This is a genomic window from Streptomyces sp. SPB074, from assembly GCF_000154905.1.
Taxonomy (GTDB): Bacteria; Actinomycetota; Actinomycetes; order Streptomycetales; family Streptomycetaceae; genus Streptomyces.
The window spans coordinates 4,511,046-4,524,971 of the sequence record NZ_GG770539.1; the positions used below are offsets into that span (position 1 = coordinate 4,511,046).

General features: G+C 75.0%; 12 protein-coding genes. 8 read left to right on the forward strand and 4 right to left on the reverse strand.

Features of this window, described 5'->3' with window-relative positions; all coding sequences use genetic code 11:
• Nucleotides 1-37: 37 nt before the first annotated feature.
• Nucleotides 38-1,807, reverse strand: a complete 1,770-nt coding sequence (locus SSBG_RS18980; protein ID WP_008747691.1) for an acetyl/propionyl/methylcrotonyl-CoA carboxylase subunit alpha — start codon at nt 1,805-1,807, stop codon at nt 38-40.
• A 425-nt stretch (nt 1,808-2,232) separates the two neighbouring features.
• Between SSBG_RS18980 and SSBG_RS18985 the strand changes: the two genes are divergently transcribed.
• Nucleotides 2,233-2,646, forward strand: coding sequence for a hypothetical protein (locus SSBG_RS18985; protein ID WP_234010587.1), 414 nt, complete (start codon nt 2,233-2,235; stop codon nt 2,644-2,646).
• Here the strand turns inward: SSBG_RS18985 and SSBG_RS18990 are convergent.
• Entirely contained in the window at nt 2,624-3,265 is a 642-nt protein-coding gene (locus tag SSBG_RS18990) for a Maf family protein (protein ID WP_008747693.1), read from the reverse strand. The two genes, SSBG_RS18985 and SSBG_RS18990, sit on opposite strands and share 23 nt — an antisense overlap.
• 170 nt (nt 3,266-3,435) lie before the next feature.
• Nucleotides 3,436-3,576 (reverse strand): morphogenic membrane protein MmpB, encoded by a 141-nt coding sequence (mmpB, locus tag SSBG_RS33755; protein ID WP_008747694.1) that lies wholly within the window; start codon nt 3,574-3,576, stop codon nt 3,436-3,438.
• Between the two features lie 215 nt (nt 3,577-3,791).
• On the opposite strand from mmpB, the gene SSBG_RS18995 reads away from it, so the two are divergent.
• The 5 genes from SSBG_RS18995 to hutH all read left to right on the forward strand — a co-directional run bounded on the left by SSBG_RS18995 (nt 3,792) and on the right by hutH (nt 10,243).
• Entirely contained in the window at nt 3,792-4,661 is an 870-nt protein-coding gene (locus SSBG_RS18995) for a biotin--[acetyl-CoA-carboxylase] ligase (RefSeq protein ID WP_008747695.1), read from the forward strand.
• Nucleotides 4,662-4,734: 73 nt separating this feature from the next.
• Nucleotides 4,735-6,108 (forward strand): adenylate/guanylate cyclase domain-containing protein, encoded by a 1,374-nt coding sequence (locus SSBG_RS19000; RefSeq protein WP_078491354.1) that lies wholly within the window; start codon nt 4,735-4,737, stop codon nt 6,106-6,108.
• 389 nt (nt 6,109-6,497) lie between these two features.
• Nucleotides 6,498-7,265, forward strand: coding sequence for an enoyl-CoA hydratase/isomerase family protein (locus SSBG_RS19005; RefSeq protein ID WP_037871620.1), 768 nt, complete (start codon nt 6,498-6,500; stop codon nt 7,263-7,265).
• A gap of 112 nt (nt 7,266-7,377) precedes the next feature.
• Nucleotides 7,378-8,607, forward strand: coding sequence for a GGDEF domain-containing protein (locus SSBG_RS19010; RefSeq protein ID WP_037870128.1), 1,230 nt, complete (start codon nt 7,378-7,380; stop codon nt 8,605-8,607).
• A gap of 82 nt (nt 8,608-8,689) precedes the next feature.
• Entirely contained in the window at nt 8,690-10,243 is a 1,554-nt protein-coding gene (gene hutH, locus SSBG_RS19015) for a histidine ammonia-lyase (RefSeq protein WP_078491355.1), read from the forward strand.
• A 71-nt stretch (nt 10,244-10,314) separates the two neighbouring features.
• Here hutH and SSBG_RS19020 read toward each other — a convergent pair whose 3' ends face one another.
• Entirely contained in the window at nt 10,315-10,614 is a 300-nt protein-coding gene (locus SSBG_RS19020) for a hypothetical protein (protein WP_037870131.1), read from the reverse strand.
• 407 nt (nt 10,615-11,021) lie between these two features.
• Between SSBG_RS19020 and SSBG_RS19025 the strand changes: the two genes are divergently transcribed.
• Entirely contained in the window at nt 11,022-12,287 is a 1,266-nt protein-coding gene (locus SSBG_RS19025) for a L,D-transpeptidase (RefSeq protein ID WP_008747701.1), read from the forward strand.
• Between the two features lie 179 nt (nt 12,288-12,466).
• Nucleotides 12,467-13,926: ABC transporter permease (locus SSBG_RS19030; RefSeq protein WP_008747702.1), on the forward strand; the 1,460-nt coding region annotated here is incomplete at its 3' end.

Below are 13,926 nucleotides of genomic sequence, written 5' to 3' on the forward strand. Positions count from 1 at the left end.
CGCACCCGTACCCCCGCCGCGCGGGGCGGGGCCGGTGTCAGTCCTTGATCTCGCAGATGACCGTGCCGGAGCTGAGCGAGGCGCCGACCGTGACGTCCAGGCCCTTGACGGTGCCGGAGCGGTGGGCGGTCAGCGGCTGCTCCATCTTCATGGCCTCCAGGACCACGATCAGCTCGCCCTCCTTGACCTCCTGGCCCTCCTCGACGGCGACCTTCACGATCGTGCCCTGCATCGGCGAGGCGAGCGTGTCGCCCGAGGCGGCCGGGCCGCTCTTGCGGGCCGCGCGCCGCTTCGGCTTCGCGCCGGCCGCGAGCCCCGTCCGGGCCAGGGACATGCCGAGGCTCGCGGGGAGGGAGACCTCCAGGCGCTTGCCGCCGACCTCGACCACGATGTTCTCGCGGCTCTCGTCGTCGGCGGTGCCGTCGGCCGGGGCGGCGAAGGGCTTGATCTCGTTGACGAACTCGGTCTCGATCCACCGGGTGTGGATCGTGAACGGGTCAGTGGAACCGGTCAGTTCGGGCGCGAAGGCCGGGTCCTTGACGACGGCGCGGTGGAAGGGGATCGCCGTCGCCATGCCCTCGACGCGGAAGTCCGCGAGGGCGCGCGCGGCGCGCTCCAGCGCCTCCTTGCGGGTGCGCCCGGTGATGACCAGCTTCGCGAGGAGCGAGTCCCAGGCCGGGCCGATGACGGTGCCGGACTCGACGCCCGCGTCCAGGCGCACGCCCGGGCCGCTCGGCGGCGCGAAGGCCGTGACCGTGCCGGGAGCGGGCAGGAAGCCGCGCCCCGGGTCCTCGCCGTTGATGCGGAACTCGAAGGAGTGGCCGCGCAGCGCGGGGTCGCCGTAGCCCAGTTCCTCGCCGTCGGCGATGCGGAACATCTCGCGCACGAGGTCGATGCCGGCGACCTCCTCGGTCACCGGGTGCTCGACCTGGAGGCGCGTGTTGACCTCCAGGAAGGAGATCGTGCCGTCGTTGCCGACCAGGAACTCGACGGTCCCCGCGCCGACGTACCCGGCCTCCTTGAGGATCGCCTTCGACGCGCTGTACAGCTCCGCGACCTGCGCCTCGCTCAGGAACGGCGCGGGCGCCTCCTCCACGAGCTTCTGGTGGCGGCGCTGGAGCGAGCAGTCACGCGTCGAGACGACGACGACGTTGCCGTGCTGGTCGGCGAGGCACTGGGTCTCGACGTGCCGGGGGCGGTCGAGGTAGCGCTCCACGAAGCACTCGCCGCGCCCGAAGGCCGCGACGGCCTCGCGCACCGCCGAGTCGTACAGTTCGGGGACCTCTTCGAGGGTGCGGGCGACCTTGAGGCCGCGACCGCCGCCGCCGAAGGCCGCCTTGATCGCGATGGGCAGCCCGTGCTCCTGCGCGAAGGCCACGACCTCCTCGGCGCCCGAGACCGGGTCGGGGGTGCCCGCGACGAGCGGGGCCCCGGCGCGCTGCGCGATGTGGCGGGCGGCGACCTTGTCGCCGAGGTCGCGGATCGCGGCGGGGGGCGGGCCGATCCAGTTGAGCCCGGCGTCGATGACGGCCTGGGCGAACTCGGCGTTCTCGCTGAGGAAGCCGTACCCGGGGTGCACGGCGTCGGCGCCGGACTCGGCGGCGGCGTGCAGCACCTTCGCGATGTCGAGGTAGCTCGTCGCGGGCGTGTCACCGCCCAGCGCGTACGCCTCGTCCGCCGCGCGCACGTGCGGCGCGTCCCGGTCCGGTTCCGCGTACACGGCGACGCTGCCGATGCCCGCGTCGCGGCAGGCGCGGGCGACCCGGACGGCGATTTCACCGCGGTTGGCGATGAGCACCTTGCGCACGATGGCTCCCTTTTCTCGCTCTTCGTCCCTGGGGGCGGGCCCCGACGTGTACGAACAGGCCGAGTTTAGGGACAGCCGACACGAGGCGCCGGTGACGGCGCGGTGGTGAGCTGGCCCACACCGATCGCCGCCCGGCCCCTGGTCACCGGACGAAAGTCCATGTACAGGGCCCTGAATCACCTCAGCGTAGCCCCGCCGGGCGGGCGCGGTCTCTGTCCGCCCGCGCCGCGAGGAGGGGGGTTTCTTTGTGGGGATACGACTAAAGGGGCCGGGATTCTTTGCCGCCCGTCCCGCCGGGAGCGCCGCGCGCACCCTTGTCCGGTCGCCTACCCGCCAGTAGCGTGCCGGGGAATCGTGCGTACCCCCGGTAACAGCGGCGCGGGGGCGGAACGGAAGCGGGTGTGCCGAGGATGACGCGGACCGTCGTGGCCTGGATAACGGGCGTCGTGCTGTTCCTGGAGACCTTCGGGCTCGTCCTGCTGTGCCTCACGCTCGGCGCCGTCGTGGACAACCAGTCCATGTCCCTCGCGGGCACCGATCCCGACGCCGTCGTCACCGGCTCCTACGTCCTCGCCGCCGTCGCCGGGCTCTTCCTCTGCGCCTGCGCCGTCGTCGCCCTGCGCTGCGCGCTGCGCCGCCGCGCCCCCGTCCGCACGGGCCGCGTCCTGCTGATCGTCGCGGCCGTCACGCACGGCGTGCTCGCCGCCGTCTCGCTCGCGCTCCTCGGGCCCGCCGTCTTCCTCGGCCTGCTCCTCGTCCTCGCGCTCCTCGTCCTCATCCTGGTCAGCCCGGACGCCGCGCCCGCCGGCCCCGAGGTCAGTCCTTCCACAACTCCGTGATGCCGACGCCCAGTTCGCGCAGCAGCGTGCGCAGGGTGGGCAGCGAGAGGCCGAGTACGTTGCCGTGGTCGCCCTCGATGCCGTCCACGAACGGCGCCGAGCGCCCGTCGAGCGTGAACGCCCCCGCCACGTACAGCGGTTCGCCGCTCGCCACGTACGCGGCGATCTCCGCGTCGTCCGGCGTCCCGAACCGCACCGTCGTGGACGCCGTCACCGAGGCACGCGCGCCCGAGACGGTGTCGATCACGCAGTGCCCGGTACGGAGCACCCCGGCCCGCCCGCGCATCGCCTTCCACCGCGTCACGGCCTCCCCGGCGTCGGCGGGCTTGCCGTGGGCGACACCGTCGAGGTCGAGCACGGAGTCGCAGCCGACGACGAGCGCGCCCCGCGCGTCCTCGCGCCCGGCGACCACCGCCGCCTTCGCCTCGGCGAGCACGAGCGCCAGTTCACCCGGTGTGGGCGCGCTGATCGCCTCCTCGTCCACGCCGCTCACGATCACCTCGGGAGCGAGCCCCGCCTGCCGCAGCAGGCCGAGCCGCGCGGGGGACTGCGAGGCGAGCACGAGGCGACGGCGGGACGGGGCGGGCCGGGGGGCAGCCTCGGGGGTACGCGAAGACATGAGGTGATCGTAGGACGTACGCGGTGGTGGGCCGTACGGGCGCGGGGCAGCGCTCCCGCCGGGCGCCCCGCCCGCTCGTCCGACGCCCCCCGCCGTCCCCGTCGTGCGCCCCCGCCTCCCGCCGTGCGCCGTCCCTCCGTCCGCTCAGCCGTGCGCCGTCCCCCCTCCGCTCAGAGGTATCCGCCCAGCCCGACGAGCAGCATCGCGAGCACCATGACGCAGGCGAGGAGCACGCCCGCGCGGTGCAGCTTCCGTTGCGCCGCCTGCCACTCCTCGGGCGGCTCGTGTTGATCCCGGTCCGACCACAGCATGGGTTCCAGGCTGCGGCGCCCGGGGGTGGCGCGCCTGAGTACGCGTACCTAAGCGCGTACGGGGGCGGGGAGCGCGGCGAGGACCGCGGGGGCGCGGCGTGCGGCGCGGGGGCGCGCGGGCCGCGCGGGACGCGCCGGGGGAGGGGCGGGGCTCGCCCGCCGGGGCCGGGCGGGCCCGGTGCCGGGCGGTCCGCCGGCCGTGGTGGGGTAGGGGCATGAGCAACCCGTACTCCGACCTCACCCGCCCCCCGCTGAGCGCCGCCGCGCTGCGCCGTGCCCTCGTGCGGCCCGGCGGGCTGTGGACGGCGCTCGACGTCGTGCCCCGTACCGGCTCCACCCACACCGATCTGCGGGCCCGCGCGGCGGGCACCCCCGAGGGCGCGGTTCTCGTCGCCGAGGAGCAGACGGCGGCCCGGGGCAGGCTCGACCGCCGCTGGAGCGCCCCGCCGCGCTCCGGGCTCTTCTTCTCCGTGCTGCTGCGCCCCGAGGTGCCGGCCGCGCGGCTCGGCTGGCTCCCCCTCCTCGCGGGCGTCGCCCTCGCGACGGCGCTCTCGCGCGCGGCGGGCGTCGACACGGCCCTCAAATGGCCCAACGACCTGCTCCTCACCGTGGACGGGGCCGAGCGCAAGGCGGCCGGCATCCTCGCCGAGGCCACCGAGGACGGCGCCGTCGTCCTCGGCATCGGCCTCAACGTCTCGCTGCGCGCCGACGAGCTTCCCGTCCCCACCGCCGGTTCCCTCGCCCTCGCCGACGCGATCACCCTCGACCGCGACCCGCTGCTCCGCGCCGTGCTCCGCTCGCTCGCCGAGTGGTACGAGCGCTGGCGCGAGGCCGACGGGGACCCGGCCGCCTGCGGGCTCCAGGCCGCCTACGCCGCCGGGTGCTCCACGCTCGGGCGGCAGGTGCGGGCGGAGCTGCCCGGCGGCGGTGAACTGCTCGGCGAGGCCGTCGCGCTCGACGGGGACGGCCGGCTCGTCCTCGTGACCCCGGGGGGCGCACGGGAGGCCGTGGGGGCGGGGGACATCGTCCATCTGCGCCCCGTCCCGCCCCCGGAGGGACGACAGGGCGGCTCGGGCGACGAGTGAGCCAGGGCACACCTGCCGTATCGTGGAGCGCGCTCGTGGCGTTGGCCCGCGGCAGAGGGGAAGGGCGCAGGCAGTGACCGTCGACGACACCGGTTCGGGCGCGGGTGGCTCGGCCTCACCGGGCGGCGAGCGGCGCGCCCCCGAGGGGGCGGGCGACTCCGCCGGTACCCCATCCAGCGACGCCGACCCCGACCCCGTACCCGGGCCGGACGCGGCGGCCCCCGGGGAGCGCCCCGGGAACGAGGGCGCGGACGGCGGGCCCGAGGACGACGGCGGGCGCGAGCACCTCGTGGAGTGGACGCAGGACCGTGCCGTGGACCGGGGCCGGCCCGAGCGCGCCGACCACGCGCCCTCCGTTCCCGGCGCCCCGCGCGACGAACCGCCCGAGGACGACCCGCTCGCGCTCCGCCTCGAAACGCTGATCCTCGGCGCCGAGCGCCGCTACACCCCCTTCCAGGCGGCCCGTACCGCCGGTGTGTCGATGGAGCTGGCCTCGCGCTTCTGGCGGGCCATGGGCTTCGCGGACATAAACCAGGCGAAGGCGCTCACGGAGGCCGACGTCCTCGCGCTGCGGCGCCTGGCCGGTCTGGTCGAGGCGGGGCTGCTCAGCGAGGCGATGGCCGTGCAGGTCGCCCGCTCGACGGGGCAGACCACGGCGCGGCTCGCCGAGTGGCAGATCGACTCCTTCCTCGAAGGGCTCACCGAGCCTCCCGAGCCCGGCATGACGCGTACCGAGGTCACCTATCCGCTGATGGAACTGCTCCTGCCCGAGCTGGAGGAGTTCCTGGTCTACGTGTGGCGCCGCCAGCTCGCGGCGGCGACCGGCCGGGTCGTGCAGGTCAGCGACGACGAGGAGATGGTCGACCGCAGGCTCGCCATCGGCTTCGCCGACCTCGTGGGCTTCACGCGGCTGACCCGGCGGATGGAGGAGGAGGAGGTCGGAGAACTCGTCGAAGCCTTCGAGACCACCTCCGCCGACCTCGTCGCCGCGCGTGGCGGACGTCTCGTGAAGACCCTCGGCGACGAGGTGCTCTTCGCCGCCGACGACGCCGGGGTGGCAGCCGAGATCGCGCTCCGCCTCATCGAGACCCTTTCGGGCGACGAGACGATGCCCGAACTGCGCGTCGGCATCGCCTTCGGCACCGTCGCCACGCGCATGGGGGACGTCTTCGGCACCACGGTGAACCTCGCCTCCCGGCTCACCTCGATAGCGCCCAGGGACGCCGTCCTGGTCGACTCCGCCTTCGCCGAGGAGCTGATCCGTACCGGCGAGGCCCCCGTCTCGGAGACGGCGGCGGCCGAGGAGACGGACCGCGCGGCGAAGGAGGGCGAACAGCCCCCGGACTACCGCTTCGCGCTCCAGCCCATGTGGCAGCGCCCGGTGCGCGGCCTCGGCGTCGTGGAACCGTGGCTGCTGACCCGGCGGGCGGAGAAGCGGGAGGACTGAGCGCGGCGCCGGCGCGGTTCCCGGTGCCGCCGTCCGGCGCCCCGCCGTCGCACGCGGTCCGGTCCGGGAGGCGCCGGAGGCGTGGATACGGCGCTTCGTCACCTGCGTGGCGACCAAGCGCGCCCCGCTCTCCGCGCTCGACCGCGAGTCCGGCGCCGGTAGCACCGGCGCCCCGCCCGTCGGCGTCCCGCCGTCTGTCCCCTCACCTGCCCGCGCCCCGCCGCCCGTCCGCCCCCCGTTCCTGGCCTTCTCGCCCGCGCGCTGCGATGATCCCCCGGAGATAACGCTCGTTAACGCCGGAGGTCCCCGTGCCCGACACCCCCGCCCCCCACGACGCCGCCCGCGAGGGCACCCCGGACCCGGCCGCCGGGCGCCGCTACGGCACCGACATCCTCGTCCGCCGCCACGGCCACGTCGCCGAGCTGGTCCTGGACCGCCCGCGCGCGCTCAACGCCATCGCGACCGCGACGGCCGAGGCGCTCCGCGCGGCCTGCGCGGACCTCGCCGCCGACCGGGAGGTGCGGGCCGTCGTGCTCACCTCCGCCGCCGAGCGCGCCTTCTGCGTCGGCGCCGACCTCAAGGAGCGCAACTTCCTGAGCGACGCGGAGCTGATGCGCCAGCGCCCGGTGACCCGCGCCGCGTACACCGCCGTGCTCGACCTGCCGGTGCCCGCGATCGCCGCCGTGCACGGCTTCGCCCTCGGCGGCGGCTATGAGATCGCGCTCGCCTGCGACGTGATCGTGGCCGACCCGAGCGCCGTCGTGGGCCTGCCCGAGGTCTCCGTCGGCGTCATCCCCGGGGGCGGCGGCACGCAGCTCCTGCCGCGCCGCGTGGGCGCGGCCCGCGCCGCCGAGCTGGTCTTCACGGCCCGCCGCGTCCCGGCCGCCGAGGCCGGGGAACTGGGCCTGGTGGACCTCCTGGTGGAGGCGGGCGAGGACCGCACGGAGGCGCTCGCGCTCGGCGCCCGGATCGCCGCGCACTCCCCGCTCGCCCTGCGCGCCGCCAAGCGCGCGCTGCGCCTCGGCCACGGCCTGGACCTCCGCGCGGGCCTGGAGGTCGAGGACGCGGCCTGGCGCACGGTCGCCACCTCGGGGGACCGCGCGGAGGGCGTGGCGGCCTTCAACGAGAAGCGGAAGCCGCAGTGGCCGGGGGAGTGAGCGACACCGGGCGGGGTGCCGCACCCCGGGCCCGGCGGGCGCCCCGCCCCGGACCTCACCCTGGGTGACCGTACGAGCGGCACCGCGCGCCCGGGCTGCCTACTGTGGGCGCATGGGAGACGGAGCCGAGGACGCGCGCCTGCGGGCCGTCGTCGAACTCGCCCAGGCGATGGCGGCGGCGCGCTCCGCCCCGGAGGTCTGGCGGGCGGCGGCGCGCGGGGCGCGGCGGGCCCTCGACGGCGGCTTCGCGGCGCTGTCGGCCTGGGAGCGCGGCCCGGGGCGGCTGCGGGTGCTCGTCAACGAGGGGGAGCGGGCCCCCGGCGAGGAGGAGTTCCCCGAGGACGAGACGTATCCCGTGCACCGTTTCCCCGAGATCACCGAGTTCCTGCACGAGCGCTGGGCGCGCGGCGGCGCCCCGCACGCCTGGGTGGAGACCGCCGAGGGGCCCGAGGGCGAGGCCGGGTACTGCCACCAGCGGGTCGCCGCGCTGCGCCGCCGCGGGCGCGGGTCCTGCGTCGTGGCGCCGCTGGTCATCGAGGGGCGCGCGTGGGGCGAGCTGTACGTGGCGCGCCCGGTGGGGGCGGCGGTCTTCGGTCCGGCGGAGGCGGGGCTGGCCACGGTGCTCGCGGCGGTCGTCGCGGCGGGACTCACGCAGTCCGAGCGCCTGGAGGAGGCCCGCAGGCTCGCCTTCACCGACCCGCTCACCGGCCTTGCCAACCGCCGCCTCGTGGACCAGCGCCTGGACGAGGCGCTGGAGCGCCACCGGGCGGAGGGCACCGTGCTGAGCCTCGTCGTGTGCGACCTGAACGGCCTCAAGCGGGTCAACGACACCGAGGGGCACGCGGTCGGTGACCACCTGCTCGAACGCTTCGGCTGCGTGCTCTCGCGCGGCGCCGCCCGCCTCGGTACGGGCACGCTGGCCGCGCGCCTCGGGGGCGACGAGTTCTGCCTGCTCGCCCTCGGGCCGGGGGCGGACGAGGTCGTCGCCGTCGCCGGGGAGATCTGCGCGGCGGCGTACGCGCTCGGCGTGGGGGAGGGCGTGGCGTGCGGGGTCGCCTCGACGGGCGACCCGATCGGTCCGGTCGCCTCGGCCCGCCGGCTCTTCCGGCTCGCGGACGCCGCGCAGTACGAGGCCAAGGGGCTCGGGGCCCGCCACCCGGTCGTCGCGGGCCGCGACGACCCGGTGGTGCGTCTCGCCGACGCGGTACGCACGGACGACGCCGGGGTCGTGGGCGCCGGGCAGCCGGGCGACGGTACGAGACCCGCCCCGCCCACCGAGCGCCGCCGCATCCGGGGCAGGCGCCGGGGCGGCGCCGGGGGCACCCCGCCCGCGAGCGGGTGAGGACGCACCCGCCGCCCCCGCTCCGCACCCCCCTGCCTCCCCACTCTGTCCTCCCTCCGATTCATTCCGTACGCTCATGAATATGGATATGCACACTGTGGTGCTCGGCCCGAGCGGAGTCACCGCCGCCGAGACCCTCGCCGTGGCCCGCGCCGACGCGCGGGTCGAGCTGGGCGCGAAGGCGCGCGAAGCGCTCGCGAAGGCGCGCGCGACGATCGAGGCGCTCGCCGAGAAGCCCGAGCCGGTCTACGGCGTCTCGACCGGATTCGGCGCGCTCGCGAGCCGGCACATCGCCCCCGAACTGCGCGCCAGGCTCCAGCGCAACATCGTCCGCTCGCACGCGGCCGGGATGGGCCCGCGCGTCGAGCGCGAGGTGGTGCGGGCGCTGATGTTCCTGCGCCTCAAGACGGTGTGCTCGGGACACACGGGCGTGCGCCCCGAGGTGGCGCAGGCCATGGCCGACCTGCTCAACGCCGGGATCACCCCCGTCGTCCACGAGTACGGCTCGCTCGGCTGCTCCGGCGACCTCGCCCCGCTCAGCCACTGCGCCCTGACCCTCATGGGCGAGGGCGAGGCGGAGGGCCCGGACGGCGTCGTGCGGCCCGCCGGGGAACTGCTCGAAGCGCACGGCCTGCGGCCGGTCGAGCTGCGCGAGAAGGAGGGCCTGGCCCTCCTCAACGGCACCGACGGGATGCTCGGGATGCTCCTCATGGCGCTCGACGACCTCGCCCGCCTCTACACCGCCGCCGACATCACCGCCGCGCTCTCGCTCGAAGCGCTCCTCGGCACGAGCAAGGTGCTCGCCCCCGAGCTGCACGCCGTCCGCCCCCACCCGGGCCAGGCCGCGAGCGCCGCGAACATGCTCAAGGTGCTCGCCGGGTCCGGGCTCACCGGCCACCACCAGGACGAGGCCCCCCGCGTCCAGGACGCCTATTCGGTGCGCTGCGCCCCGCAGGTCGCCGGCGCGGGCCGCGACACGCTCGCCCACGCCCGCACGGTCGCCGAGCGCGAGCTGGCCGCCGCCGTGGACAACCCCGTCGTCCTGGCGGACGGCCGCGTCGAGTCGAACGGCAACTTCCACGGCGCCCCGGTCGCCTACGTGCTCGACTTCCTCGCCATCGCCGCCGCCGACCTCGCCTCGATCGCCGAGCGCCGCACCGACCGGCTCCTCGACAAGAACCGCTCGCACGGGCTGCCGCCCTTCCTCGCGGACGACGCGGGCGTCGACTCCGGGCTGATGATCGCCCAGTACACGCAGGCCGCGCTGGTCAGCGAGCTCAAGCGGCTCGCCGTCCCGGCCTCGGTGGACTCGATCCCGTCCTCGGCGATGCAGGAGGACCACGTCTCCATGGGCTGGTCGGCGGCGCGCAAGCTCCGTACGGCCGTGGCGAACCTGACGCGGGTCGTCGCCGTCGAGCTGTACGCGGCCACGCGCGCGCTGGAGATCCGCACCGCTGACGGCGGCCCGCGCGCCTCGGACGGCGGGCGCGCCGCGCTCGACGCCGTGCGCGCCGCCGGGGTCCTCGGCGCGGGCCCCGACCGCTTCCTCGCGCCCGACCTCGCCGCCGCCGAGACCTTCGTCCGCGAGGGCGCCCTCGTGCGCGCCGTCGAGGCGGCCGTCGGGCCGCTGGCCTGAGCGCGACGGCTCCTCGCGCACCCCGCCCCGCGAGCCCGCGAGGAGCCGCCCCGCCCCCTTGCCGGACGCCCCTAGCGGAGCGCCGTCGTCCCCTCCTCGTACGGCTCGCGCCCGCCGCGGCGGACCGCGACCGTGACGCACGCCGCGCCGATGCCGAGCGAGGCGAGGCCGCCGACGAGGTACGGGGTCGTGTCGACGCCGCCGGTGTCGGCGAGCGCGCCCTCGTCCGCCGTGGCGGTCGTCGCGGCGGCGACCTGCGTCCGCGCGGGGGCCGCCGCCGCGTCCGGGACGGACGGGACGAAGGACAGGGCGCAGAGCACCGCCGCCGAGGCGGCGGCGGTCAGAAGGGACCTGCGGGCGACGGAGGACATGAGGCATCTCCCTTGACGCACGGGGACGGTGGGGGCGACGGCGGCCCGAGGTGGCCGGTGGCGGTCCCCTGGCGGGATGCTAGTGAGGGACGGCGGGTGCGCGAAAGCGGTTCGCCCGATACGAGGGGCGCCGCACCGCCCGCGAGCGGCAGGCGTCGGCTCCCCGACGTGGGGAAAACGTCCAGGAAGGACGGCAACCGCGCGGCCACGATCCTCGTCTCAAGGGGAAACAGTGGTCCCCGGGCCCGCCGGGACGTGGCGTTGCCCACATTCCCGGGGGCACGCCACCGGACCGGTCGGACGGTTGTTGTACACAGGGGGAGGCACGGGTGCCCTCTCGGGCGGCCGTGCGCCTTGAGCACGATCCGGGGGCACTGCGGGATTCGGCGACGATGGAGAAGCGAGTGATGACGGTCAGCAAGCGGCGCAAGGCTCTTGCCGCCGCCTCCGCCGTACTGGGCGGAGTGCTGGTGCTCTCCGCCTGCGGCGGTGGCGACGACGACGGCGGCGGCGACAAGGCGGACGGCAAGAACAGCGGCAATCAGTCGCAGGTCGACAAGTCCGCCGCCGCGAAGGCCTCGGCCGCGCGAATAGAGATCGCCCCGAAGAACGGCTCCAAGGCCGCCAGCATCAACAACGCGGGCCAGGTCTCGGTGAGCAAGGGTTCGCTCACCGACGTCCAGCTCACGGCGGCGGACGGCACCAAGATCGCGGGCGCCTTCTCGGCGGACAAGACGAGCTGGAAGCCCTCGGCGCAGCTGGAGCGCGCGACGACCTACAAGGTCAACGCGACGGCGAAGGACAGCGACGGGCGCGTCGCGCACGAGAACGGCAGCTTCACGACCGTCTCGCCGCAGAACAGCTTCATCGGGAACTTCACCCCCGAGGACGGCTCGACGGTCGGCGTCGGGATGCCCGTGTCGATCAACTTCGACAAGGCCATCACCGAGAAGGACAAGAAGGCCGTGCAGGAGGGCATCAAGGTCTCCAGCAGCTCCAACCAGGAGGTCGTCGGCCACTGGTTCGGCAGCCAGCGCCTCGACTTCCGGCCCGACCAGTACTGGCAGGCCGGCTCGACCGTGACCCTCAAGCTCGACCTCGACGGGGTCGAGGGCGCGGACGGCGTCTTCGGCGTCCAGCAGAAGACCGTCACCTTCAAGATCGGCCGCCGCCAGGTCTCCACCGTGGACGCCCAGTCCAAGACGATGAAGGTCGAGCGGGACGGCAAGGTCATCAAGACCATCCCGATCTCGGCCGGGTCCCCGGACAACAAGACCTACGAGGGCCAGATGGTCATCTCGGAGAAGTACAAGCAGACCCGGATGGACGGCTCCACCGTCGGCTTCACCGACGACGACGGCAAGGGCGAGTACGACATCAAGGACGTGCCGCACGCCATGCGGCTCTCCAGCTCCGGCACTTTCATCCACGGCAACTACTGGGGCGCGCCCTCCATCTTCGGGAGCGTCAACACCAGCCACGGCTGCGTGGGTCTCCAGGACGCCAAGGGCGCCAACAACCCGAACACCAACGGCGCCTGGTTCTACGACAACTCCATGATCGGTGACGTCGTCGTCGTCAAGAACACCGGCGACAAGACGATCCCGCCGGACAACGGCCTCAACGGCTGGAACCTCGGCTGGGACCAGTGGAAGCAGGGCTCGGCCGTCTGAGCCCACCCCCGCCGTCGCCGCGGCAGCAGGCAGCACGTACGAGGGCCCGCCCCCACCGGTTCGGGGGCGGGCCCTCGCGCGTCCGCGGCGCGTCCCCGCGGCCCGCGTCCCCGCTTCTTCTCACCATTCTCTTATCCAGCCCTTAACCGGCCGTCAGAAGCGCTCCCTACGATCGCCCCATGTTCTTCACCTGTCTGAGGCGCGAGCTGCGCCGCCGCAGAAAAGCGGCCCTCGTCGTCGCCTCCGGCCTCGCGCTGGGCATCGCCCTCGTCATCGTCGTCAACTCGGTCGCGGCCGGGATGAACAAGGCCCAGGACAAGGTCCTCCAGTCCCTCTACGGACTCGGCACCGACCTCACCGTCACCAAGGCCGCCGCCGCGCCGCAGGAGGGCGGGACCGGGAGCCGCCCGCGCTTCGACTTCGACGCGAAGGACAGCGACGACGACAGCGAGCAGAGCAGCGACCGCGTCCTCGTCCAGGGCTTCCAGACCCTCGCCTCCTCGACCGTCACCAAGGTCTCGGCACAGGACGGCGTGGCGCAGGCGGTCGGCGGCCTCAGCCTCCAGGTGATGAAGGTCAACGGCCAGTTCACCCGCGGCGAGTTCAAGCAGGACGGGAGCGCCGGCTCCGGCGGCCGCGGTGGCCCCGGCGGCGGCAGCGGCGGGGGCACACAGCCGCCCGGCGGCGAAGTGCGCGGTGGCGGCGCGCAGTTCGACGTCGACTCCTACTCCGTCTACGGCACCGATGTCGCCCATCCGGCGCTCGGCCCCCTCACCTCCTCCAGGATCACCAAGGGCCGCACCTTCACGACGAGCGAGACGAACGCGAGGCTCGCCGTCGTCGACAGCGCCTACGCCAAGGAGAAGAAGCTCTCCACCGGCGACGAACTGACCGTGCACGGGACCAAGTTCGAGATCATCGGCATCGCGACCGCCGACAGCGGCGACGCGGCGGCCAACGTGTACGTGCCGCTGAGGCAGGCCCAGACGCTCGCCGACTCCAAGAACAAGGTCACGACGGTCTACGTGAAGGCCGCCGACTCGAAGAAGATCGACTCCGTCAAGTCCGCCGTGCTCAAGCAGGTCCCCGGCACCACCGTGACGACCTCGGCCGACCTCGCCGACACCGTCTCCGGCTCGCTCTCGACCGCCTCCTCCCTCGCGACGGGCGTCGGGCGCTGGCTCTCCGCCGTCGTCCTCGCCGCCGCCTTCCTCGTCGCCGGGCTGCTCACGGTCTCCGCCGTGGGGCGCCGCGTACGGGAGTTCGGCACCCTCAAGGCCCTCGGCTGGTCCAGCGCCCGCGTCAACCGGCAGGTCGTCGGCGAGGCGGTCGTCAACGGTCTCATCGGCGGTGCCCTCGGCATCGCCGTCGGGCTCCTCGGCGCGTGGATCGTGAGCCTCGCAGGGCCGACGCTCACGGCCGAGCTCGGCTCCTCGGCGGCGCGCGGCGCGGGCGGCGCGGGCGGTGGGCCCGGCGGCTTCGGCGGCCCCGCGCGGCAGGCGGCGCAGAAGGCCCTCACGGTCTCGCTCGAAGCGCCGGTCTCGGCGACGACGGTGGTCCTCGCCGTGGTCCTCGCCCTCGGCGGCGGCCTCGTCGCCGGCGCCTTCGGCGGCTGGCGGGCGACCCGCCTGCGCCCCGG

Excerpts from the sequence above, each read along its gene's own strand:
- hutH (WP_078491355.1), top strand. The coding sequence starts at position 8,690 with ATGGATATGCACACTGTGGTGCTCGGCCCGAGCGGAGTCACCGCCGCC.
- SSBG_RS19020 (WP_037870131.1), bottom strand. The coding sequence starts at position 10,614 with ATGTCCTCCGTCGCCCGCAGGTCCCTTCTGACCGCCGCCGCCTCGGCG.
- mmpB (WP_008747694.1), bottom strand. The coding sequence starts at position 3,576 with ATGCTGTGGTCGGACCGGGATCAACACGAGCCGCCCGAGGAGTGGCAG.
- SSBG_RS19010 (WP_037870128.1), top strand. The coding sequence starts at position 7,378 with ATGGGAGACGGAGCCGAGGACGCGCGCCTGCGGGCCGTCGTCGAACTC.
- SSBG_RS18995 (WP_008747695.1), top strand. The coding sequence starts at position 3,792 with ATGAGCAACCCGTACTCCGACCTCACCCGCCCCCCGCTGAGCGCCGCC.
- SSBG_RS19025 (WP_008747701.1), top strand. The coding sequence starts at position 11,022 with ATGACGGTCAGCAAGCGGCGCAAGGCTCTTGCCGCCGCCTCCGCCGTA.
- SSBG_RS18990 (WP_008747693.1), bottom strand. The coding sequence starts at position 3,265 with ATGTCTTCGCGTACCCCCGAGGCTGCCCCCCGGCCCGCCCCGTCCCGC.